The sequence below is a fragment of the Candidatus Photodesmus blepharonis genome (genome assembly GCF_000731795.2).
GTDB classification, from domain to species: Bacteria; Pseudomonadota; Gammaproteobacteria; order Enterobacterales; family Vibrionaceae; genus Vibrio; species Vibrio blepharonis.
Genome location: NZ_JGVK01000027.1, coordinates 1 through 24,518 on the forward strand (window position 1 = coordinate 1; position 24,518 = coordinate 24,518).

A 24,518-nucleotide genomic window follows, 5' to 3' on the forward strand; every position below is an offset into this window, starting at 1 on the left:
AAAAAAAATTGCCAACCTTCAGAATTGGATAGTCTGCTTAATCTATCAGTTCATTTCTCTATAATCAAACTTTACAACCAAATTATACTAAATGTACAGCACATATGCTAGTTTGGTGCGTTAACCATAGCCAATATTTATCAGTCATAATTCTTGATATCAAAATTATCTTCAATGGAATCAAAAGCTTGTTTTTGTTACCAACCTATATTTTTCCGATGACAATGTTAACTGCATCAGTTTAGCCCAGAGGAGGCTTACTTGGATAGTGTCTACTTTCATCTTATAAAAGCAGGAGTAGATTCAAAAATTGGTATATTTACAAAATTTGCTTTAATACTCGATCGACCTTCACTCTAGTTATTTTACGAATCAGTTTTTGTACATCTGTTGGATAATTCTCCACTTTTTCTAATTGTCGGTAGGTCCGAATTGCTTGAGTATGCTGTAAAATGTTATTTACTTCTTTGTTAAATTGTGATGTCAAATGCTGAAAGCAATCTTGAATGAGGATAGCATTTTCCAGATCAAGTTTCCATGCACGTGGGTTCAGGTTATGACCTGTAATTAACATGTAACGCTTATCAACCCAAATTCCTTTTAAGTGAAAACTGTTATTACCGTGTTTCCATAGATTAATGGAAAGTTTACAATTAGCAATATTTGTTTCATTGGTTTTAGCAAATTGCCGTAAATTTACTTCATATAAGTAAGGTAGACCGCCTATAGCCTTAAATTTTTTTTCTGGTGAAATGTAGAAGTCATTGGCTGTTTTATCACCGATGACTATTGTCACTTTAACTCCCCGTTGTATTGCGATCTTAACTTTTTTTTCTATATTTCTGGGGAAATTAAAGTATGGAGTACAAATGAAAATTTCGTTTTCTGCTTGAGTGATAAGTTGAATAATGCTTTGATTAAGTTTGTTACGGCGTTTTCCAATACCTACAATAGGTGTAATGGCAATTTGTTTCGGTCCTGCTTTTTTTGAAATAAAGTGATAGCTTGATTTTGCCAACGACGCGCGCAATTGTCGAATATCGACTTTAATTTCTTTAGTTGTAGGCTGGACACTGCAAGTTAGATCGTTAACTGCCGGGTGTTCTATGATAGCTTGGCGAACGAATTGTACCATGCTTTCAGCTAATTCTCGACACTTAAACACATGATAGCGATCAAAGCGATAGCGGTGATGATAATTTAAATACATATTATTCAAACTAGCACCGCTATAGATCACTTGATCATCAATAATGAAACCTTTCAAGTGTAATACACCAAATACTTCCTTAGCTCGAACTGGCACTCCATAAACTGGAATTTTATGTATATTTTCATTGGCAAAAGATTTATACATTGCTATATTCCCTTCTGAGACTTTTTCGCCAATTAAGCCACGTTGTGCTCGATGCCAGTCTACGCAGATATTGATGTCTAGTCCTGGTTTTTTTTGCTTTGTTGTATAGAGTTCAGACAAAATTTTTCGACCCGCTTCATCATCTTCCAAATATAAAGCAACGAGATAAATCCGATTATCGGCTTTTTGAATTGCTTCAATAATCTTAGTTCTAAAATTTTTCGCTGAGTAGAGAGTTTCAAAGTTCTCCGAGTTCATTGCGATAGTAGGAAGATGACTAAATGAATTCCTATTACTCATCATGTTAGATGTATTACCTCAATCAAGTAGTATAATCAAATTTAAGGTGTGCATAAAACTTTGAAAAGTAAATAAACAACTTATCAAAGTAGCTGTGTTAGTGACTTAATTAAATAGTATACTGAACATATGTACTTAAAGTGGGATTTCTAATTATAACTTTATTCTGCTGGTAGAATCGTATTTAAATCAGCTCGATAGTTTTAAGTATAAAATGCTGTACAAGCATGTATGAGAAAAGTGATCATTTACTTTGATAGTGAATTCTATAATTTTTAGTAGTAATGGTATCATATCCAATTATAATTGATTAGATGGATATTTTTGTAGCAAAGTAAGATTACTATTTCATTTTGTGTTAATGCAACGATAGTTTGTGCGTTGTTTCCTTTATATCTTCAATTTACCTGCTCTAAATTTATCTTTAAATTATGGTAGAATGCAATCAGTTTATGCAACTGAATCAAATCTTTATGTACTCCAACTTGATGAAAATATATTCCAATTATAATTTAAGTTCCCGTCATACCTTTTCTATTTCACAATTATGTCAGTGGCTTATTGAAGTTTTCTCAGTAGAAGATTTACTTACAATTTATCAAAGTTCTCGGTGGTGTCATTTACCTAAAATTGTATTAGGAAAAGGCAGCAATATTTTATTTACAGAGAAATTTGATGGTATAGTGGTAATAAATAAGCTTCATGGAAAATCAGTTTTTGAATCTGAAACTGATTATCATCTGCGTATTAAATCCGGTGAAGATTGGCCATCATTGGTGGAATGGAGTGTCAGAGAAGGTTATTTTGGTCTGGAGAATTTAGCTTTAATCCCAGGATGTGCAGGGTCTGCACCAATTCAGAATATCGGTGCTTATGGTGTTGAGTTGACAGATGTGTGTGAGTACGTAGATGTACTTTGCTTAAATACATTCAAGATAAAAAGGTTGAGTAGTAAGGAATGTTTATTTGGATATCGTGATTCTGTTTTCAAGCATCAACTATATGAAAAGGTTATCATAGTAGCAATTGGTCTCAAACTTACAAAAAATTGGCAAGCAAAAGTTAGGCATAAATCACTGAATAGATGTGATCCTAGATCTGTAACCGCTAAGCAGATTTTTGATAAAGTGTGTAGCGTTCGTCGAAAAAAACTGCCTGATCCTAGAGTTATGGGGAATGCAGGAAGTTTTTTTAAAAATCCAGTAATTTGCCAAGAACAATATCAAGAATTGATATGTAAATTTGCCAATATAGAAGCTTATCCTACTAAAGGTGGAATGAAAATTTCTGCAGGTTTTTTGATCGATAATTGTGGTTTAAAGGGAAAGGAAGTAGGAGGGGCTAAGGTGCATTCTGAACAGGCATTAGTCATTGTTAATGACAGTAATGCCACTGCACAAGATATCATTGATTTAGCAGTTTTTATTCGCAAGAAAGTACTAGATAGATATGGTGTTGTACTGGAATATGAGGTTCGTTTTATAGGATCTAGATCAGAAATTACTTTGCCAGTGATGTTGGATTAACGAGGATGAGAAATTATGATCTTGAGCTTTCTATTCTTCAGACACTTTCTCAAGGTTGCTTTCACTCAGGCAAAGAGTTATGCGAACAATTTTCTGCGTCTCGTATAGTCATTATTAGATCTATAAGAAGTATTCAGGAGTGGGGTGTTGATATTTTTTGTATATCAGGAAAAGGTTATCAGCTTGCTCAAGTAATGCAACTGATCGATCCAAGAGTAATAAAAGCTAAAACGAAGTGTTTAATTGAATTCATTCCTATTGTTGATTCGACCAATCAATACTTGCTAGACAGAGCAGATGTTTTAAAATCTGGAGCTGTATGTATTGCTGAGTATCAAATGAAAGGTCGTGGTAGGCGTGGTCGAAAGTGGGTGTCACCATTTGGTGCTAATTTATGTTTCTCTATGTTTTGGAAATTCGATACTCATATCGCTATTAAAATGAGATTAAGTCTAATAGTTGGCATTATCATGGTTGAGGCACTAGAGAATCTTGGCGCGAAAGGGCTTAAGTTAAAGTGGCCAAATGATTTGTATTATCAAGACCGTAAACTTGGAGGAATTTTGTTGGAAGTATCCAATCAAGCAGGTTTCTCTGTTAATTGTGTCATAGGTATAGGCATTAATCTATTCATGGAACTAGCAACAAAAGGTATCATTCACCCTTGGGCGAACTTATCTGAAGTTTTCCATGACGCTCGGCTAATCCGTAATGAATTGCTCGTTATATTGATTAACACTTTGTTTTGCATCTTAAGAGAGTGTGAATTGCATGGTGTAGAAAAATTTGTCGAGCGTTGGAATCGATTAGATAATTTTTTAGGTCGTAAAGTACAGTTGATTGTAGGAGAACATAGGATTAAAGGTATAGCTCAAGGTATCAATGAAGAGGGCGCAATAGTACTCGAAACTAAGAAAGGTTTAGAAAGCTATATTGATGGAGAGATTTCGTTAACAAAGTCATGACTTTCAGAAGTGCAAGTTATCTAATTAATACTTTAGTTGATGAGGTGCAGCAAACATATCAAGACTTTACTTGGTTTAATTGCCGATTTCGGTTTCCTGATCGGCTAATTTTCCGCATACCTTAGGTCGTTGATATTAAAGTTGCGGTCAGCTTTGTCCTTAATTAAAGTGATAAACCTCATCAACTTTTTTTCTAATTCTAATACTGATCTTATTCCACCGTTACTGATTTGGCAAGGTTACGAGGTTGATCGACATCTGTTCCTTTAATTAGCGCTACATGATAAGAGAGTAACTGCATTGGAATGGTATAATAAATTGGCGCTGTAATTTTAGCAACATGAGGAAGGGTTATGATTTTCATTGTTTTGTTGGCATTGAAACCTGCATTTTCATCGGCGAACACATATAATAAACCGCCACGAGCACGAACTTCCTCAATATTTGATTTAAGCTTTTCTAATAATTCATTATTAGGCGCAATAACTATTACTGGCATATCTGAATCAATTAAAGCAAGCGGTCCATGTTTTAGCTCGCCTGCTGCATATGCTTCTGCGTGAATGTATGAAATTTCTTTCAGTTTCAAAGACGCTTCCATTGCTATTGGATAGAATTCCCCGCGTCCTAAAAATAATGTATGCTTCTTATTAGCAAAATCTGCTGCTAGAGTTTGAATTTTTTTTTCGAAAGAAAGTACAGCCTTAACTTGTTTTGGTAATGCATGCAAAGCTTCAACAACTTCGCGTTCTTTATGACGATCAATTGATTGCTTATGTTTACCTAATGCGGTTGCCAGTATTAATAAGGTAACGAGTTGAGTAGTGAACGCTTTAGTTGAAGCCACACCAATTTCAATTCCTGCACGCATCATGAAGGCTAAATCTGATTCACGAACTAAAGATGATCCTGCCATGTTGCAGATTGTCATAGCCAGCATGTAATCTTTTTTTTTGGCTAAACGTAATGCTGCTAATGTATCTGCGGTTTCACCAGATTGTGATAATGTAATTAGTAAAGTATTTGGATGAGTAACGAATTTACGGTAACGGAATTCGGATGCAATTTCGGCATCACAGCTGATATTGGCTAAATTTTCAAACCAGTAACGTGCTGTCATAGCGGCGTGATAAGAAGTACCACATGCAACAATTTTTATATGTTCAACTTTTTTTAGAATTTCAACAAAATTTGGAGCAATGTTTTCTGTTAAAATTGAGTCTTGGGTTATGCGCCCTTTCATCGTATTAATAAAAGCGGTTGGCTGTTCGAAGATTTCTTTTTTCATAAAATGACGGTATTTACCTTTTCTACCTTCATCATTCTTTGCATTAAATTCAGTAACTTTGCGTTCAACTTTTTTACCTTGAGAATCAAATGTGTCCACTCTTTGATGAGTGATTTCAGCAATATCTCCTTCTTCTAGGTACATAATAGTCTGAGCTACATTCCGTAATGCTAATTGATCGGAAGCTAAGAAGTTTTCACCAACTCCGAAACCAATGACAATTGGGCTACCGGAACGAGCTGCAATTATGCGTTTAGAATCTTGGCGATCGACTATAACAGCACCGTAGGTTCCTTCTAGTTGAATTATTGCTTTCTGTACTGATTGACGTAACGAAGTAGAATTACGTGATTCCCATTCAACTAAATGAGCAATAGTTTCTGTATCGGATTCCGACTCAAATACGTAACCACGATTCTGCAAAGTTGCACGTAGTTCTTCATGGTTTTCAATAATCCCATTGTGAACAACAGCAATATTTCCAGATATATGCGGATGAGCGTTAATTTCTGAAGGTGCACCATGCGTTGCCCAACGAGTATGAGCAATACCTATATTTCCTGAAAGCTCTTGTTGTTTAGTTGCCTCTGCTAGTTCTTTTACCTTACCCAAGCGACGTATACGAGTTAGGTTAGATTTTTGATTAATAACAGCAATTCCTGCAGAGTCATAGCCGCGATATTCCAGGCGGCGTAGTCCTTCTATTAAAATTTCTGCAACATTTCGTTGTGCTACTGCTCCTATAATTCCACACATAATTGTTACTCCATTGTAATTTTAATTTTTAAAAAATAAAAATATAAAGGCTATAAAATCAGATCATTATATATACGAGATTTGATTTGTATGGTGTGTTTCGCAAATCACTACCCATAGACTGTATAGCAAGATTCTTTTTCCAAAAAATTAGCATTCTCGAGTAGTCTTTTTAAAGATTAAGGTATTGGAAACATTCCATAGAATTAACCATGGTTTTCTTTTTAAAAGTTGATTATAATATGGAATAGAATTTGACTTCTAATCAATAACTGATTAGTCAATATTATAATTAGATATAGATTCTTTTTAAAAAAACAAAAAGTCAATACTTTTTTTTATAACTGTCAGTTTATTTTAGGATGAGTTGCAATTGCAATCGTTCTCATTATCCCCTCATAATTTTCTCATCTCAAGGACTTAATATTAAAATAACTTTCAGTTAATGATATTATATGTAGTAATCTACAGATAGGGTTCGCCTAATTTAGAGAGCAAAAATATAAGGTTCTTGTTGTTCTAAATTTGATTTCTTGGAATTAAAATAAAAAATTTAAGTTATGATATTCGCCGATCTAGGAGCACTGTTTTATGAAGAAAACTAAAATCGTATGTACAATTGGGCCTAAGACTGAATCGATAGGTCTCTTAAGCAAATTGGTAACCGCAGGAATGAATGTAATGCGATTAAATTTCTCTCATGGTAGTTTTGCAGAACATGCAATTCGTATTGCAAATTTTCGTGAAGTAATGAAAAAAAAAGGTGAGCAACTTGCTATTTTGTTGGATACTAAGGGTCCAGAAATCCGTACGCTCAGGCTAAAGGATAGCAATGATGTTAATTTAGTCACCGGCCAAGACTTTATTTTTACAACCGATATTTCAGTTATAGGGAACGAAGGCATCGTTGCTGTAACTTATGCTGGTTTCGCTCAGGATGTAATGATAGGCAATACGATTTTGGTTGATGATGGTTTAATCAAAATGGAAGTTACTGAGACAAGCGCGATTGAAGTGAAGTGCAAAGTTCTTAATGGTGGCGTACTAGGTGAAAATAAAGGTATTAATCTTCCGGGTGTTTCTGTGCGGCTTCCTGCTTTGTCTGAAAAAGATAAAGCTGATCTTAAGTTTGCCTGTGAACAGGGGGTGGATTTTGTCGCTGCTTCTTTTATTCGAAAAGAGGACGATGTTAAAGAAATTCGTAAAGTTTTAAATAAAAATGGTGGTCAGGATATACATATAATTTCTAAAATCGAGAATCAAGAAGGGGTTGATAACTTTGATTCAATTTTGACAGCTTCTGATGGTATTATGGTTGCACGTGGTGATCTTGGTGTTGAAATACCAGCGGAGGAAGTAATTTTTGCACAAAAAAGGATGATTGAACAATGTAATCGTGCACGTAAAATGGTTATCACTGCAACTCAAATGCTTGATTCTATGATTAATAACCCGCGTCCAACTCGTGCAGAAGCAGGTGATGTTGCGAATGCTATTATGGATGGTACCGATGCTGTCATGCTTTCAGGTGAAACAGCTAAGGGTAGATATCCGGTAGAGGCTGTGACTATTATGGCTCGAATTGCTAGTCGTGCTGATAATGCACTGAAAGCTGAATTGGGTTCTCGTCTTGATAGCCCGCGTTTACGTATCACTGAAGCCGTATGTAAGGGTGCGGTGGATACTGCTGAAAAATTGGCAGCTCCATTGATTGTTGTTGTTACTGAGGGTGGTAAGTCCGCGCGTTCAGTGCGTAAATACTTCCCGACTGCAAACATTCTTGCTCTTACTACAAATGAAAAAACTGCGGCTCAGTTAGTCTTAACCAAAGGTGTTAAACCAGTTCTTATTGATTCTGTCAAAAGCACTGATGAGTTTTATATTAATGGGAAAAAAATTGCTCTGCAATCTGGACTTGGTAATAAAGGTGATGTAGTGGTCATGGTTTCCGGTGCCTTAGTTGCTTCTGGTACAACTAATACGGCTTCTGTGCATGTGTTGTAAAGAGTGAAATATGGTCTGTTAATATTTATCATCTATCCTCCTTTTCTTTTTTATGCTCGTATTCTCCCTCGAAAGTGTTACCACGTTGACAGGAGTGATCTACTGAGCTCGATCTTTGTGTAAGCCAATTTTCTAATATAGATCTCATTGCTGTCTTGTGTATTAAGTATTTAACGATTAAAGCATACGGTTTTGGGAATAGTGCTAGTGTACCCAGTACATCAGTCATAAAGCCTGGTATTAGTAGTAGAATACCTGATACCGTAAATACGATACCTTCAAATATCTTTTGTTCTAGTAGCTGTTTATAACTTGAGTAATTTTGTACTGATCTCAAGATTTGTAGTCCCTTTCGATATACTGAGGAGCCAATAGAGGTTGTTATTAACGTTAATGCGATGGTTGACCACAAGCCCAAAAAGATGCCAACTTGCACAAATAGTCCAATTTCTACAATAGATATGCCAATAAATAGCAACAACAGGACGGGAAGCACATGCTCTCCTTGCTTAAATGACGTAGTTAGGTATCTGTCTTAGAATACTTTGAGATTCAAGTTTATCATGTTCTATTTGGAATTAGTTATAAATGGTTGGAATTGCTTGACGTTTGTGTTGGGTTGCTTTGTAAATAGAAATCAAACGATTGGAAATTTCTTTGGAAACAGGTTTGCCTTCAAGAAAATCGTCGATTTGATCATAAGTTAAATTTAGTGCTTCTTCATCTGTTTTTTGCGGCGTAAGATCTTCTAGATCTGCTGTTGGTGTTTTGTTCACTAATTTTTTTGGTGCTTCAAGCGTTAAGGCTATTTCACATATCTGTCTTTTATTTAAACCAAACAAAGGAGCTAAGTCACATGCACCATCGCCGAATTTTGTGTAGAAACCGGTCATGTTTTCGGCTGAATGATCTGTGCCTAAAACGAGACCCTCTAAATACCCTGCTATTTCATATTGTACTACCATACGAGCACGAGCTTTTACGTTGCCTTTTATAAAATCTTTTTTTTTGGAATCAATGGTCATTAACCCTATATTAATTAATGCTTCATCAGTAGATTCATGCAATCTATCAACGTATTGCTTAATATTAATTGAAACAGAATGAGTAGGTTGAATAAATGAAAGTGCTAATTGCACTGCGTTTTGATCTTTCTGCTCGCCATATGGTAAGCATACTGCAATGAACCGGTAACCTTTATGGGATGACTGTGAGTTTAGTTGAGCAATTGCGAGTTGAGCTAGTCGTCCACAAGTTGTTGAGTCAATGCCACCGCTAATTCCCAGAACTAATGATTTGTGACCGCTTTCTTGTAGTTTATTTTTAATAAAATTAACTCGTCGACTAATTTCAAAGTGAGGGTTGATCGAAGGGAGCACACGCATTGCATCTCTAATTATTTGTTCCATTACTGTACCTTTTATAAAAAGTTAGACTCGTTTCTAGTACAATTATACGCTAATTTTATTCATTAATTTATTTCAAAATGGTAAATAAAATTTTCATATGTTTAATTAGGATTCCATAATGAGAAAAATTGCAGTGTTTGGTAGTGCATTTAATCCGCCAACTCTAGGACATAAAAGTATTATCGATTCTCTTGGGCACTTTGATAAAGTTTTGCTTGTTCCAAGTATCGCCCATGCTTGGAAGAAGAAAATGTTTGATTATAATGTGCGTTGTGATTTAGTGGATGTATTTATTAGTGATTTGAATTTATCCAACGTTGAACGATCTCAGATTGAGGAACAATTGCCAAAATTGGGAGGTTCTGTCAAAACTTATACGGTGTTATCAGAATTATCAAAAAAAAATTCGCAAGCTGATATAACTTTTGTTTTAGGGCCTGATAACCTGTTAAATTTTGAAAAGTTTTATAAATCAGAAGAAATCTTACAGTGTTGGAGTGTGTTGGTATGTCCTGAAAAAGTGGCGATTCGTAGCACAGAAATTCGTCAGAGAATTGCTGATGGTTCTGATATTGGCTGCCTAACCACACCTAGCGTCTCGTCTCTGTTGAGAAAATTATCTATTGAACAGTTATTTACGATTTGATTATATCTTGTTATTGTCTAATTTTTCATTAAATTGAACGTCTCTTTTAATGTTGTTTAAATCACTCCTATTTAATAGAGTGGAATTTCATTTTTGTGAAGGGATGTTAAAATAACTTAATGTTTGCATAAAAATAAATTGTTTTGAAATATACGTTTCAGTAACTAAGATGATTGAAGAATCAACAATAGATAAAATGTATAGTACTAGTCTAGAAGTATTTTGAAGAGCAAGTTATTAAACAATCTAGTTTAATTGCACAGTTATTAATTACGTTACTTTCCGATAGCCATATCGTTCCTGAACTTGCTAAAACATGAGCGGTGAAATCGTTAGTCAGTTGTATTGAATGCAATTTTCATCGTATTCAATTTACTCCAGATCTTTTTTCTGCAGATTTGACTAGTACTGATATTTTTCATCCTGAAAACGGAGAATTTATTTTCCAGCTCGGTCCTATCTTCAACTCTTTTGTGCTTGCAGACGAAATTAATAGAGCTCCGGAAAAAGTTCAAGCAGCAATGCTTGGAGCTATAGGCGAAAAACAAATTGCTATAGTCAGAATGAAAGACTTATAAGTTACCAATATTATTTTTGGTAGTAGCAATGTAGAATCCAAATAGATCAGGAAGGGACTTATCCACTGCCAGAGACCCAATTAGATCGCTTCACTGCACTTGAATGTTGATTGTCCGAGTTTTGAAAGTGAACTGACTACTATCTTGAAATCGCAATGAGATAATAAATAAAAATTGCGTAACGATACCAAATTTATCACAAGATAAAATCTTTTCCGTTCGTCAAGAAGTACTCAACCTCTATATATGGTATACATAATCAGATTGGTAATAGCTACGAGAGATCCTAGCGTATACGATACTAAAACAGCGATCATGATGAGGACGTTAAAATTAATTTTCATCTAATTGCTCTAAAAATGTATTACAATGCAAGGATACGATCAAAGTACAGTACCATGTAACATGCTGGTTTAGTAGATAAAAAACATAACCGAGAAGGAAAAACAAATTTTAGTACTGAAGTGTTAGCTAAGCTTTAACAGTAGTGTTTAGGATCATCGGTATTTTGGTTTAATTAATACTTTTAAAATAGTATCCAGTCTAGTTTTACTTGAGCCTCTGAAAACATATCTTCGCTGATCTTGATTTTATCTTGCCAGCGTAACAAGAAATTTGCAGTTTGTTTTGGGCAGTGTACCGCTGAAATTCCAGTTTGAATGATTTTTGCTGCACAATTTGGGCAGGGGAAGTGAGTAATCCAAATTTCACATTTTTCTAAGTCACTTTTCGCGAATAAAATTGCATTTTCTTCCGCATGAAGTGTTTTAAGATACTTTACGTCACGATTATCAACATTAGCACTGTCTGCAATACCATGAGGATATCCATTAAAACCAACTGAAACGATGCGATTTCGCCTGGCAATAACAGAGCCAACTTGTGTTGATGGATCTTTACTCCAGGAACTAACTAATTTTGCCATTTGGAAAAAGCGTTTCGACCACTTTGAAACCATTGTTTAATTTTTCCTAAACTGAATAAATCGGATTTCAATCCTATTTATTTTTTAAATAAATATCAATAATATATTTTGGAAAATTAGGGAAAATAGTAAAAGATGTTAGAAACAATACCTTATGATGATAAATAGGTATAAGTATCAAAAAGTAAATTTAGTAATAAATTCACATCAAAGCTAGCAGATTTTGCCATTTCGTTAGGATATTTTTCTCATTTTTTTTTATATAAATACTAAAATAACCACCAAACTCATACTTTTCATGATTTTAATGTTTTAATTAGTCGTTTATTCTGCTGTCTTTTGTTAATATTTACTTGGCTTATTGATATCTGTCTATTAACCGTTTCAAAACGGAGTTTTAAAGTGAACAAATGTCAAGATTTATCTTATCAAATTGAATTGATTTCTTTAACCAATGAAGCAGAGCAAAGTACAGTTTTTAATCATTTTATTGAAGAAGGATTGGAATCTTGCGCTATAGCCTTGATATTGGAAGCGTTTCCTATTGAAGCTCGTGTTCGCTTGTGGCGTGCTCTTTCATTGGAATTGCACATTGAAGTTTTGACTGAAATGCGTGCCGATGTGCGATTTTCGATTATTAGTTCACTTTCTAAAACAGAGTTAAAGTTGACTCTTGCTAAACTCGATAACTTGTCACTCATTGAGTGGGCTGACTCATTACCAGAGGAAATTATCAGTGAGGCAATTTGTTTAATTGAAAAGAATGAATTAGAACTATATGACCAAGCTAATGAGTTTGAAGAAGACGAGCTTGGCCGTTGGGCAGAACGTAAAGTTATCACACTGCCATCTAATATTACTGTTGAAAAAGCCAGATTGTTAATAAAACGTTATAATTATGGGCATTACCAAGTGTATTTGATTAATCATCGTAAGCAGTTTAAAGGGGTGGTTAACTGTTATGAAATCTTGCGTAGTGATGGCCATGTTAGCTTAAAAGATTTAGTCATTGATAACGTTCCTGTTCTAAATGGTAAATTAAGCTTACAGGACGGTCTTGAAGCTTTAGAGCATAACTCTTTACCCGCGCTACCAATGGTAGATAATGATCATGTTTTAATTGGTGAAATTGGTTGGCAGTTTGCTTTGAGCACTCAGCGCGAAACTTACGAGACTCGTTTGATGGCAGGTACTGGTATAGATGAAGGAGACGATCTTTTCGCTCCTGCATTAAAAAGCTCACAAAAACGAAGCGTTTGGTTAGGTATCAATTTAGTAACAGCAATTTTAGCTGCGATAACCATTGCTTTATTTGAAGATGTCATTGCTCAGTTAGTAGCACTCGCAGTATTGATGCCTATCATTGCTTCAATGGGAGGAATTGCAGGCAGTCAGACTTTGACTTTGATAGTGAGAGCTATAGCGCTCAAGCAAATTGCTTCAGGTAACCGATTAGCATTGCTACAAAACGAGCTAGCTATTGGTCTCATTAATGGTTTAGTTTGGGCAGTGATGAGTGGTGGGCTAGCTGGGTTATGGTATCAATCTTTACTGCTAGGTGCTACTGTTGCGTTGGCAATCGCAGTTAATTTCATTACAGCAGCATTATTTGGTGTACTTATCCCTATTTTGCTTGATAAGTTTAATTTGGATCCAGCATTAGCAGGCTCTGTTGTATTAACCACTGCTACCGATGTAGTAGGTTTTTTTACATTTCTCGGTACTGCAAAATTAGTAATGTTGTAAAACAGTCGTATGATTATGAAGGGGATTAATTGTTAGCTTTCGAGTTAATTTTGATAGTGAGACGGTTATGTATTATGTCAAGAATTATTTATTAGCGTCACTGTTTAAGATTTGTTTAAAAGTTGTTTTTTGCAATCAGTGAAGTATTACTTTTCCAAAAGAGAAGACTGAAATTCTCATTTAAAGTGAAATGATAAATTTTAGGAAAATGGCGGCGTTTCTTTTCGTGCATTTAAAGGAGTGTTTATTTTGTTCAATTGGAGTATGTCATGAGTTATTTTGCTTTAGCGCGGAAGTGGCGTCCAATTAGGTTTGGAGAAGTAATTGGACAGTCGCATGTGTTGACAGCATTAGCAAATGCTTTTGCTCAAAATCGGTTGCACCATGCTTACTTGTTTAGTGGAACCCATGGTGTTGGTAAAACAACTATTTGTCGTTTGTTTTCCAAAGGACTTAATTGCATAGTAGGTATCACTTCGACTCCGTGTGGTGTGTGTAATAATTGTAAAGAGATCGATGAAGGTCGTTTTGTTGATTTGTTAGAAATCGATGCAGCTTCGAGAACCAAAGTCGAGGATACCCGTGATTTGTTGGATAATGTACAATATAAGCCTTCATGTGGTCGTTTTAAGATTTACTTGATTGATGAAGTTCATATGCTATCTAAACATAGCTTTAACGCATTCTTAAAGACATTAGAAGAACCTCCAGAGCATGTCAAATTTTTGTTGGCAACGACCAATCCAGAAAAGCTACCTATGACTGTTTTATCTCGTTGTTTACACTTTCACCTGAAACCAATTAGCGCCGATGATATCAATCAGAAACTGGAATATATTCTCATGAAAGAAGAAGTTGCAGTTGAAACTCGAGCGCTGAGAATGATTTCCCATTTTGCTGATGGTAGTATGCGCGATGCTCTTAGTTTGATTGATCAGGCTATTGTTTTATGCAACGGAAACAATATTGATTCAGATACAGTTACGCAAATGTTAGGTACGTTAGATTCGGAAAAAGTTATTCATTTACTTGAAGCAATTTGCTGTAGCCAATCTCAGGCTGTCATTGATAGTGTTCGGACTTTAGATAGAAATGGCGTGGATTGGGATAATTTGTTACAGCAACTTGCTATTCAATTGCATTCTGTCGCAATGCATCAAGCGCTGCCATCAACTTTGGATAAAACTCAACCAGGATCAGAAAAAATTGAGTTGCTAAGTAAGTCTTTATCGCCACAAAAAGTGCAGCTTTATTATCAGATTGCATTAAAAGGTCGTGAAGATTTGTCTCTTTCTCCAAGTAAACGTGTTGGGTTAGAAATGATATTATTACGTATGATAGCCTTTAAACCAGAATTTCCTATAGTAAATTCCATCAGCACTAAGATTCCGGGTAAATCTTCAGCACCTGTTTTTTTCACTGAGTCACGTTCAAGAGAAATTCAACCTACCGCTATAGTTTCAAAAAAATCAAAGGTGGTAGAGACAATGAAAGCAGAGGGGTTGTCTACTAGTAGTTCAGTTATGCAATCAATTGGTTTACGACATAAATTACGTTCTCAACGCCAAGATTTAGAAGTTAGTAAAGATGTCAAAACTAGTGGTCTAGTACTCGATTATCTGGCGCAAAAACAATCAGGTACTAGCAAGAAGCAGGTATCTAGAAGACTTGATTCTGAGCAGGAATTGGTGTCGAATATTTATTTAAAAGATGAAGATGAAATTGATCGGTTGAAATTAACTAAATCTGTATTTGAAACTACAACCAAGAAATTGGATAAGGAGAAAAAAGTTCTAAAACACGTTAAAACACCGGAAATTATGAAAAAAATAGTAGAGGAGTCCATTGAACAAGACGCTTGGTCTGCTGTGATTTACGATTTGAAGAGCAGCGAACGCGCTAAAGAGTTAGCTTTGAATTCATTTTATAAGAAAGTTGGTAATTCTATTATACTTGTGTTACGTCCTAACCAGGTTCATTTAAACACTGATGAAATTCGGAAAGAATTGCTAGAGTCTTTAAATATGTTTTGGAACGCAGAATGCAATTTATCAGTGAAGATTGGTAGAGATGGAGAAACACCGATAGAATTGAGGGAGAAGATTTACCAGAGTAGATTAAAAAAAGCATTCATAAGTTTGGAAAATGACTGCAATATTCGGTTTATTAAAGAGCGTTTTTTGGCTGATTTAGATAAAGATAGTGTTAGACCGATTTAAGAGCAAGGTTAAATTAGAGTATGGGTTTATTTGAATTCGCTAGTTATGCACTAGATCATTTAGTTGATGCTTTGCGTTGCTTACCTGGAGTCGGTCCAAAGTCAGCACAGCGTATGGCATTTCATCTGTTGCAAAGAGATAGGCAAAGTGCTTTGAGGTTAGCAGAAGCCTTGTCTCGGGCTGTGAATAACATAGGGTATTGTATAGAGTGTCGAACTTTAACTGAAGAAAAAGTTTGTCAAATTTGTCTTGATCCTCAACGTAAAGAAAATGGTCAACTTTGTGTTGTTGAAAGTCTTGTTGATATTACAGCAGTAGAAGCAACTGGACAATTTTCCGGTCGCTATTTTGTGTTAATGGGGAATTTATCTCCATTGGATGGTATCGGGCCAAAGGACATTGGTCTAGATTTGCTGGATTTACGTTTACGTCAAGGTGATGTTAGTGAAGTGATTTTAGCTACCAATCCAACTGTTGAAGGCGAAGCAACTGCTTGCTACATAGCTGAATTGTGCAATACCCATAAAATATTTGCAAGTCGGATCGCTCATGGCATTCCTATTGGAGTAGAGCTTGAATTAATTGATGGTGCGACCTTGTCTCATTCTCTTATGGGTCGACGTAAACTGTAAAAAAGCCAAGCATTTATGCTATAATAGGCGCCTTGTTTACAGCAAGGTTGACTCTTCTGCGCGGCGAATCTGAACAATGATTCCTATGAATGGATGATCTAGATAGTGTGTTTCTGAGCTTCGTATAAGACGTTTTTGCTCCATCCGATAACTTTTGATGAACTTATTTTTTTTTGTTTCTTGAATAATGTTTTTTTCTCTTCTAACTGTGCTCTGTTGTACCTGGTTTCTTTCTAAAGGCACATCATCGGAAATTTTAATTTCCCTTAAATCTATTTGTGTTTCTAAGTATAAATAGTGTTGTACGTAAACTTGCAGTTTTCCATCTAGTTCGTAAAACGGTTCAGGCATACGCTTAAAACTGCTTTGTTTTGAATAATCTTCCCCTCCTTGAATATGAAATATAGGTGAATAGGCCTTCCCTTGATTGCCTTGACGCCAGGTTCTATGGAAGAGGACCGTGAAGTCTTCGTATTTTTCTAAGGACTTTGCTTGATCAATTAGTTTGTATTCGGAGTAGGGCAGTACTTTAGCTTTTTTCTTTACTAAATAATTCTTATCCTCAAAACTTCCGACATGCTCCATGCTAATTTTCGGTATGATATTGGGCCATGACTCACTACTTTTTCGTTCATCAGCAACACGTTTAAAAATGATTACTTCTATATCAAATTGCTTTTTCGCCATTGTATCTAAAGGAAGAAAAAGTACTAAAAGTGAAATGAGAGTTTTTATTCTAACTCCATTCATATAATCAATAAACAAATTTAAATAAAGTGAAGGAATCATTCGTTGGGTAATAAGTTTTTTTTAAATTTTTCTAGCATGTCAGCAATATATTGAATACATCTATCTTGTGATGGTATTGCAAATCTGAATTTCGTAGGATTTTCCATTACTAATTCTCGTGATTGAAGAAGTTCAGCTACAAAAACAGGGTTTATATCAGCATCAGGATAGAATTCAACAGAACCACGTTGCTCGTATTTATATATTTTGATTTTTTTGATTTTTAATGGTGTCGCTTGTATCCGTAAAGAACAGACAGATAATAGGTTTTGTGCAGCGTCTGGTAAAGTACCAAAACGATCAATAAGCTCAGCTTTAAGTTTGATTAACTCATTTCGGTTAGGGGTGTTAGCTATTTTTTTATACATAGATAAACGTGTATTTACATTAAATATATAACTTTCTGGTATAAATGCTGGTGATTGCATTTCTATCTCAGTTTTTTCACGCAGTAAGATATCAAGGAGTGGTTCTTTGCCTGTTTTGAGAGATTCTACTGCTTGTTCAAGCATTTTTATATATAATGCGAAGCCAATGGATTGAATTTGTCCACTTTGCTCTTCTCCAAGTAGTTCACCAGCGCCACGAATTTCTAAATCATGGGTTGCAAGAGTAAATCCTGCTCCTAAATTTTCAAGTGATGCAATAGCACTAAGACGTTTAGTAGCATCTTTCGTCATTTCTTTAGGACTTGGTGTAAGTAAATAGGCGTATGCTTGTTGATGTGCACGGCCGACACGTCCGCGTAACTGATGCAATTGCGCTAACCCTAAGTGATCTGCTCTGTTCACAATAATAGTATTAGCTGTTGGTATGTCAATACCAGTCTCGATGATTGTGGTACATACTAATAAATTGAAACGTTGATGATAAAAATCATTCATTACTTTTTCTAACTTACGTTCTGGCATCTGGCCATGAGCTGTTATCACATGAGCTTCTGGAATCAATTTTTTTAAATTAATAGCAATTTCATCAATAGTTTCTATTTGATTATGCAGGAAGTAAACTTGTCCACCACGCATAATTTCGCGTAATACTGCATCACGGATCATATTGTCATCACTTCTCATTACAAGGGTTTTTATAGATAGTCGACCGACTGGTGGTGTTGTGATGATAGAAAGGTCACGTATGCCATGCATCGCCATATTTAATGTTCTTGGAATTGGTGTTGCGGTTAGTGTTAGTATGTCGAGGTTGGTTCGCATTGTTTTAACCGTTTCTTTTTGACGAACGCCGAAACGATGTTCCTCATCAATAATTAGTAGACCTAGATCCTTAAATTTAATATTGCTTGATAGTAATTTATGTGTTCCGACAAGAACATCGATTTTACCGTTAGCCACATCTTGAATAATGATCTTTTGCTCCTTAGTTGATTTAAATCTTGAAAGGACCTCTACTCTAATTGGTAGATTAGCAAAGCGGTCTCGAAAATTTGCAAAATGTTGTTGTGCTAGTAGAGTAGTTGGAACCAAAACAGCAACTTGTTTATCATTGTTGGTGCTAACAAAAGCAGCACGCATTGCTACTTCCGTTTTTCCTAAGCCGACATCACCACACACCAACCTATCCATTGCTTTTTCTTGACACATATCAGATAACACAGAATCGATTGCTGTTCTTTGATCTTCAGTTTCTTGAAAAGGAAACCCGGCCTTAAATATTGAATATTGTTTATTGTCTAAGACGAACTTGTATCCAGAGTTTATCTCTCTTTTAGCATAGATATCAAGTAGTTCAGCTGCAATATCGCGGATTTTTTCTGCAGCTTTTCGTCGTGTTTTAATCCAAGTCTCACTACCTAACTTATGTAGATTCACATTTTCTTTTGTGCTAGTTGAATATTGACTAATTAGGTTTAATGATGAGACAGGCACGTAAAGTTTAGCGTTGTTTTGATATTCTAGTACCATAAATTCTGTCGTTACACTTCCTATGGTTAGAGTTTGTAAACCGATGTACTGACCAATTCCATGTTCAATATGAACAACAAGTTGACCTCTCTTGAGTTCTTCTAAATTGTGAATAATCGCATCATTGTTAATAGCTTTTGCATGATATTTTATTTGTTGTTGATTTTCTTGGTTTTCAAATAGATCATTTTCACAAATAAGGGCTACTTGTCGTTCTGTATGAATGAAACCATGCTCTGATTCACCTAAAATTAGGTTGTATTTAGAATTGTTTTCTAAGGCGGTATATAAATTTTTTACCGAAATGGGATAAAGTTTGATATCTTGAAGTAATGCCAACAGTGTTTCTCTGCGTCCTTCTGACTTTACAGAAAAAATGATTTTACCAGAAAATTTTTTGCTGAATTGAAGCAGTGCAGTGAGTCGTTTTGTACTCGTGTGTTTTATTAATAAATTTGGTAGAGGATTAATTAAAACATTAGTTCGTCCTTGTTTCTCTACAGTCGGGTTTATTGATAGGGTTGCTTGAGGAAATTGTTTAAATTTTTGAAACAATTTATCTTTTTTTAGCCATAGTTCATTTGGTTCTAATAATGGACGTAATGGATCTGCTTTACGTTGTTCGTAACGGTAATTGATATGAGTCAAAAAAGTATCAATTGCAGATTCTATGTTACCAATAGTGATCAATTGACTGTCTTTAGTAATATAATCGAACAAAGTTTCAGTATGTTCAAAAAAGAGGGGTTTCCAGTATTCGATGCCTGATGGCCATATACCTTTAGAAATTTTCATATAAATAGATTCTGATTCAGATCTAACATCAAAGCGTTGTTTCCAGTTATTTTGAAAGTTTTTTATAGCTGTTTTTGTAATCAGGAATTCATGCGCAGGAAGTAAAAGAATTTCAGTAATGTTTTTTGTTGAACGTTGATTTTCTAAATTGAAAGTACGAATGGTATCGATTTTATTATTTAGAAAATCAATGCGACAAGGTTTTTTATTTCCCATTGGAAACAAATCTAAGATTGAACCATGACTGGTATATTCTCCAGGTGTAGAAACTTGGTTAGTTTGGTGGTAGTTGTACTGTTTTAATTTCTTGCATAGCTCGTTAGGAGAAAAGAGAGCACCAATTTTTAATATTAAAGTGTGTTCTAATAAGTATTGACGTGGCGACTGTTTTTGCAGTAGGGTACTGATTGACACAACAGTAATGCCATTCTTTCGGTTTGGGAGTTGATATAGACATTTAATACGATCTGATATAACTTTTTTTTGTGGGGAAAAATTGTCATAAGGAAGTGTTTCCCAATCTGGAAAAAAAAATATTTTTTCGTTGGTAAATTGCTTAATCTCTCTCAGTATTTTAAGTGCGATTTGTAGGCTTGGAGAAACTAGCAGAGTATGATTATCATGTTGTTTAGCTAACTCTGCTGCAGCGATAGTCAAGCTTGCACCATGTAAGTTTCCGACCTGTTTTTTATCTCTTATTCCTGTAGGGTTCACGAGAGAAAGAAGAATGGGTATAGTCATAGTATTTGTTATTGCTCTTGATTTGAGGAACGTTGGCGTAGTAATTTTTTTTGCTGATAAAGGGCTGCTTTAATTAGTAAATCTTGATCGCAATCTTGTAGCAATCTGTATTTTACTGTAACTATCCAATTTTGTTCCATTTTTTTACAGTTGATAATTTCTCCATAGGAGTAAATCGCTGAAGGTGGATGCTCCAAGAACAATTTGACTCTTACTATAGTATTCACTTTTAACTTGTCTTCACTAACGTAAGAAAATTGGCTAGCTCCAAATGATAGAGTTGAATGTCGATATTGCTCTTGATCTTGTTGTGATAGGATGAAGGTTAGTAACAAATTTAATTTAGAGTTTTGGTTTTCAAGTAATTCAAGCGTGTGGTTGAGATTTTTATTTTGAAGTTCCAAGCGAGCTTGATGATTAAATTTATCAAGTTGGCTAAATTGGTTAATAACGCTGAACGGAGTAGGAATTTCTGATTCAAATTGTGTTATAGAAGGAAGCAGAAATTTGCAACTCATGAGTTCAATGTTAGCAATCAGTTTGTGATACACAGTAAAAAATTCTTGTTCTAACATGAAATTTTCCTTTATTAGCAAATAGGCAATGGTTTTTCTGTGTCATCTTGAGTAAAATGAACCGATATTTTTAATCTTGTGATTATCATCATACAGATGAATTAATCAAGATATTCAAGTGTTATCAAAATTATTTAGTATAATAATCAACGAAATAAGGTTGTAATTTTGCTTTCTTAATCGTTACAGTTTGTTGCTTCGTCATCGAAATATGTTTCATCCAGTTACAGTTTTTATAAGTTTGCGTTACTCAAAGGGATATTCAGGAAGCAGATTCAGTCGTCTTGTCCCTTACATCTCCGTTACAGGTATTGTGATTGGTGTAATGTCACTCGTGATAGTTTTATCAGTTATGAATGGTTTTGAGTCTCAGCTCAAGAATCGTATTTTAGGTGTTCTTCCACAGGCAGTTATTTCCTATCAAGATAACAAGACATCTAAAACTGTTACTGCCCCGGATTTCATCCTCGCCATGTCGAATATTCCAGCGAAACCGATAGTTCGTAGTGAAGTTGTTGTACAAAGTGTTTCTCGTTTCTCTGGAGGACATATTGTAGGAATAGAAGCAAACGATTATGATCCAATCGAACAATATTTGATTCTCGGATCCTTATCTGATCTTAAAGCAAATAGCTATCAGATTTTTATCGGCGAAACATTAGCTCGTTCTCTAAATGTTTTGTTAGGTGATAAAGTGCGTTTAACGGTGGTAGGTTTAAGAAGGTATACTCCATTTGGGTTGATGCCTTCTCAGCGTAATTTTACAGTTGCAGGTATTTTCAATACAGGTTCTGACGTTGATACTCAATTGATAATGACTCATATTTCAGATGCGGGGCGTTTATTACGCTATCCGATGGACACGATTTCTGGATGGAGGTTGTTTTTTGATGATCCTTTTGCCGTTGCTGATTTGTCAACTAAACCTTTACCTAAAGGTTGGTGTTGGAGTGACTGGCGTGAACAACGTGGTGAGCTTTTTCAAGCAGTACGTATGGAAAAAAACGCGATGAGTCTAATGTTAAGCTCAATTATTGTGGTTGCTGTATTCAATATTATTTCTGTGCTTGTTATGCTCGTTATCGAAAAACAGTCAGAGTTTGCTATTCTAAAAACTCAGGGTGTTACGTGTAAGCAAATATTTGCAATTATCATTGTACGTGGTCTTAGTCTTGGTGTTATAGGATCTATAATTGGTAGTTTTACTGGTGTAATGATAGCAAATAATTTAAATGTTATTCTGGGGAAGATCCCTGTTGCATTGCTTGCTTTTGGCGATCGATTTCCAGTTCTTATTAATCCAATACAAATAATAGGAATTATTTTTTTATCAGTATCGTTGAGTCTTTTGGCTACTATTTTTCCTGCCTATAAGGCATCATCCATTAAACCTGCTGAGATTTTAAGATATGAGTAACCTTATTGAATGTAGAAATCTTTGTAAAACTTATCGTGATGGTCTGTTTGATGTTCAGGTTCTTAAAGGTATTAGTTTTGCCATGAAACGTGGAGAAATGATATCAATCATTGGTGCGTCAGGTTCTGGAAAAAGCACTTTTTTGCATATTCTTGGAACGCTAGATGAAGCCAGTAGTGGAAAGATACACTTTTTAAATCGAGACATGATGAAGTTAACTTCTAATGAACAAGCCAAAATTCGTAATCAACATTTGGGTTTTATTTATCAATTCCATCATTTATTGATAGATTTTTCCATATTAGAAAATGTTGCTATGCCACTTTTGATTAGTGGAATGAAAGTTTCTCAAGCAAAGAAAGAAGCCAAGATACTTTTAGATAAAATTGGTTTAAATTGTTGTGCGAATAAGAAACCATCGCAACTTTCTGGTGGTGAGCGGCAACGAGTAGCAATTGCTAGAGCATTGGTTAATAAACCCGATTTGGTTTTAGCTGATGAGCCAACGGGTAATCTTGATCAAAGTACAGCATTGGTTATTTATGATTTGATTTTTGAGTTAAATAAAGAATCGGATACGGCGTTTTTGCTGGTAACGCACGACGCTGAGCTGGCTTCGAAGATGGATCAACAATTTAAGATGCAAGATGGTTTATTAATATGTTGAGGAAGTTGGTAGATGTTTTCTTTTTAGCTATTTGTCTTGGTATACGATTTAGTAAAATTAAGCAGTGTAACAACAAAATGGTGTTGTTTATTTCTCTTTCTTCTACGCTTGGTATTGCTATCAGCGTTTCACTAATCATTGTTGTTCTTTCCGTAATGAATGGTTTCGAGTATGAGTTGAAGAATCGTATTCTATCTGTGATTCCTCATGGTGAGTTTGAAGGTTTTGGAAAACCTATTGCTGATTGGGCATCATTGCTGGAACAATTAAAAAAGCAAAAACGTGTCGAGAGAGCGGTGCCGTATATTCGGTTGACAGCTTTAGCAGAAAAAGGATCTCAAATAAAGACACTTGAAATACGTGGTGTGACATCTCTTCTTGAAGAGAGTGGATTTCGTTTTGCAGGCTTTATTCAAGCAGGAGTATTGGATTCATTCCATTCAGATTTTCAGCAAATTATTTTGGGAAAGGGTGTTGCAGATTCTATTGGTATCGTAAAGGGGGAGTATCTGACTTTGATTATTCCAACTGTCAATTTTATTACAAAAGTACGAGCAGTTAAGCGAGTTCGTGTTAGAGTTGTTGGCCTTTTTGAATCGCATGGACAGTTTGATTACAGTTTAGCGCTAATTCCACTGAAAGATGCTCAAAAATACGCTAGCTTAGGAAATAGTATTACTGGTGTTGCCATCAAGGTAGATGACATGTTCGATGTTACAAGGATCGTATCTGAGATGAATGGTCTTATAGATTTTGATCTTTACTTTAGTAGTTGGGAAAAAAAATTTGGTTTTTTATATCGTGATATTCAGTTAATAAGGACTATTATGTACTTAATAATGGTTTTGCTTATAGGAGTAGCGAGTTTTAATATCGTTTCTACTCTCATGATAAGAGTAAAGGAACGTTTAGATGAGGTTGCGATTTTAAAAACTTTGGGCGCTACTGATGCTTTTATAAAAAGTATTTTTGTTTATCAAGGGGTATTTTCTGGTATATTAGGTAGTGCTTTAGGCAGCTTTTTCGGAGTTATCATTGCGATGCATTTTACATTGATAATCGAAGGATTGGAGTCATTATTTGAAAACAAATTTCTATCTAAAGATGTGTATTTTATAGATTTTCTTCCATCTCAAATCAACATTTTTGACGTTTTTCTAGTTTTTTGTACTGCAGTTGTTTTAAGTTTGTTAGCAACATATTTTCCTGCGATAAAGGCTAGTAGATTAAGCCCTGCTTCTGTACTTAGTTCAAAATGAAAACA

At 35.0% G+C, this 24,518-nt stretch carries 18 protein-coding genes and 1 pseudogene; 11 read left to right on the forward strand and 8 right to left on the reverse strand.

Annotated elements, in window-relative coordinates:
- Positions 1 to 319 precede the first annotated feature (319 nt).
- Positions 320 to 1,660 carry a CDP-diacylglycerol--serine O-phosphatidyltransferase gene (gene pssA, locus CF67_RS03045; protein ID WP_034414281.1) on the reverse strand — a complete coding sequence of 447 codons (1,341 nt, stop codon included), beginning with the start codon at positions 1,658 to 1,660 and terminating at the stop codon, positions 320 to 322.
- A gap of 485 nt (positions 1,661 to 2,145) precedes the next feature.
- Here pssA and murB point away from each other — a divergent pair, with 485 nt between their 5' ends.
- Both murB and birA read left to right on the forward strand, forming a co-directional pair.
- A complete protein-coding gene (murB, locus tag CF67_RS03050) occupies positions 2,146 to 3,183 on the forward strand; it encodes a UDP-N-acetylmuramate dehydrogenase (RefSeq protein ID WP_034414704.1) in 1,038 nt (345 codons plus the stop codon).
- A 5-nt stretch (positions 3,184 to 3,188) separates the two neighbouring features.
- On the forward strand, positions 3,189 to 4,148 hold the full coding sequence (gene birA / locus CF67_RS03055; protein ID WP_034414282.1) for a bifunctional biotin--[acetyl-CoA-carboxylase] ligase/biotin operon repressor BirA: 960 nt from the start codon (positions 3,189 to 3,191) through the stop codon (positions 4,146 to 4,148).
- 211 nt (positions 4,149 to 4,359) lie between these two features.
- On the opposite strand, the gene glmS is transcribed toward birA, so the two are convergent.
- Positions 4,360 to 6,192, reverse strand: coding sequence for a glutamine--fructose-6-phosphate transaminase (isomerizing) (gene glmS, locus CF67_RS03060; RefSeq protein WP_034414285.1), 1,833 nt, complete (start codon positions 6,190 to 6,192; stop codon positions 4,360 to 4,362).
- A gap of 591 nt (positions 6,193 to 6,783) precedes the next feature.
- Between glmS and pykF the strand changes: the two genes are divergently transcribed.
- Positions 6,784 to 8,196: a pyruvate kinase PykF gene (gene pykF / locus CF67_RS03065; RefSeq protein ID WP_034414287.1), complete on the forward strand. Its 1,413-nt coding sequence runs from the start codon at positions 6,784 to 6,786 to the stop codon at positions 8,194 to 8,196.
- Positions 8,197 to 8,224: 28 nt separating this feature from the next.
- On the opposite strand, the gene CF67_RS03070 is transcribed toward pykF, so the two are convergent.
- Both CF67_RS03070 and nadE read right to left on the reverse strand, forming a co-directional pair.
- Positions 8,225 to 8,692, reverse strand: coding sequence for an FxsA family protein (locus CF67_RS03070; RefSeq protein ID WP_034414291.1), 468 nt, complete (start codon positions 8,690 to 8,692; stop codon positions 8,225 to 8,227).
- 82 nt (positions 8,693 to 8,774) lie between these two features.
- On the reverse strand, positions 8,775 to 9,605 hold the full coding sequence (gene nadE / locus CF67_RS03075) for an ammonia-dependent NAD(+) synthetase (RefSeq protein ID WP_034414293.1): 831 nt from the start codon (positions 9,603 to 9,605) through the stop codon (positions 8,775 to 8,777).
- 118 nt (positions 9,606 to 9,723) lie between these two features.
- On the opposite strand from nadE, the gene CF67_RS03080 reads away from it, so the two are divergent.
- Entirely contained in the window at positions 9,724 to 10,251 is a 528-nt protein-coding gene (locus tag CF67_RS03080) for a nicotinate-nicotinamide nucleotide adenylyltransferase (protein WP_034414295.1), read from the forward strand.
- Between the two features lie 236 nt (positions 10,252 to 10,487).
- A pseudogene (locus CF67_RS03085) lies at positions 10,488 to 11,141 on the forward strand (AAA family ATPase); the annotation flags it as partial.
- A gap of 214 nt (positions 11,142 to 11,355) precedes the next feature.
- Here CF67_RS03085 and CF67_RS03090 read toward each other — a convergent pair.
- Positions 11,356 to 11,787, reverse strand: a complete 432-nt coding sequence (locus CF67_RS03090; protein WP_034414298.1) for a dCMP deaminase family protein — start codon at positions 11,785 to 11,787, stop codon at positions 11,356 to 11,358.
- A gap of 369 nt (positions 11,788 to 12,156) precedes the next feature.
- Here CF67_RS03090 and CF67_RS03095 point away from each other — a divergent pair, with 369 nt between their 5' ends.
- From CF67_RS03095 to recR, 3 genes are all read left to right on the forward strand, one after another.
- Complete coding sequence (locus tag CF67_RS03095) at positions 12,157 to 13,500, forward strand: magnesium transporter (RefSeq protein ID WP_034414306.1); 1,344 nt, start codon at positions 12,157 to 12,159, stop codon at positions 13,498 to 13,500.
- A gap of 269 nt (positions 13,501 to 13,769) precedes the next feature.
- Positions 13,770 to 15,719 (forward strand): DNA polymerase III subunit gamma/tau, encoded by a 1,950-nt coding sequence (gene dnaX / locus CF67_RS03100; RefSeq protein WP_034414308.1) that lies wholly within the window; start codon positions 13,770 to 13,772, stop codon positions 15,717 to 15,719.
- A 20-nt stretch (positions 15,720 to 15,739) separates the two neighbouring features.
- Entirely contained in the window at positions 15,740 to 16,351 is a 612-nt protein-coding gene (gene recR / locus CF67_RS03105; RefSeq protein WP_034414309.1) for a recombination mediator RecR, read from the forward strand.
- A 36-nt stretch (positions 16,352 to 16,387) separates the two neighbouring features.
- Here the strand turns inward: recR and CF67_RS03110 are convergent, their stop codons facing one another.
- Genes CF67_RS03110 through CF67_RS03120 form a run of 3 tightly spaced genes read right to left on the reverse strand, consistent with a single transcriptional unit; the run spans position 16,388 to position 21,170 of the window.
- A complete protein-coding gene (locus CF67_RS03110) occupies positions 16,388 to 17,086 on the reverse strand; it encodes a peptidoglycan binding protein CsiV (RefSeq protein WP_034414707.1) in 699 nt (232 codons plus the stop codon).
- A 50-nt stretch (positions 17,087 to 17,136) separates the two neighbouring features.
- Positions 17,137 to 20,595 carry a transcription-repair coupling factor gene (mfd, locus tag CF67_RS03115; RefSeq protein WP_034414311.1) on the reverse strand — a complete coding sequence of 1,153 codons (3,459 nt, stop codon included), beginning with the start codon at positions 20,593 to 20,595 and terminating at the stop codon, positions 17,137 to 17,139.
- Between the two features lie 8 nt (positions 20,596 to 20,603).
- Positions 20,604 to 21,170 (reverse strand): hypothetical protein, encoded by a 567-nt coding sequence (locus CF67_RS03120; protein ID WP_034414314.1) that lies wholly within the window; start codon positions 21,168 to 21,170, stop codon positions 20,604 to 20,606.
- Between the two features lie 211 nt (positions 21,171 to 21,381).
- Here CF67_RS03120 and CF67_RS03125 point away from each other — a divergent pair, with 211 nt between their 5' ends.
- Genes CF67_RS03125 through lolE form a run of 3 tightly spaced genes read left to right on the forward strand, consistent with a single transcriptional unit; the run spans position 21,382 to position 24,513 of the window.
- Positions 21,382 to 22,587, forward strand: a complete 1,206-nt coding sequence (locus tag CF67_RS03125; RefSeq protein ID WP_034414709.1) for a lipoprotein-releasing ABC transporter permease subunit — start codon at positions 21,382 to 21,384, stop codon at positions 22,585 to 22,587.
- Positions 22,580 to 23,254: a lipoprotein-releasing ABC transporter ATP-binding protein LolD gene (gene lolD / locus CF67_RS03130; RefSeq protein WP_034414317.1), complete on the forward strand. Its 675-nt coding sequence runs from the start codon at positions 22,580 to 22,582 to the stop codon at positions 23,252 to 23,254. Before CF67_RS03125 ends, lolD begins: the two co-directional genes overlap by 8 nt.
- Positions 23,248 to 24,513 carry a lipoprotein-releasing ABC transporter permease subunit LolE gene (gene lolE / locus CF67_RS03135; protein WP_034414320.1) on the forward strand — a complete coding sequence of 422 codons (1,266 nt, stop codon included), beginning with the start codon at positions 23,248 to 23,250 and terminating at the stop codon, positions 24,511 to 24,513. Before lolD ends, lolE begins: the two co-directional genes overlap by 7 nt.
- Positions 24,514 to 24,518: the final 5 nt, after the last annotated feature.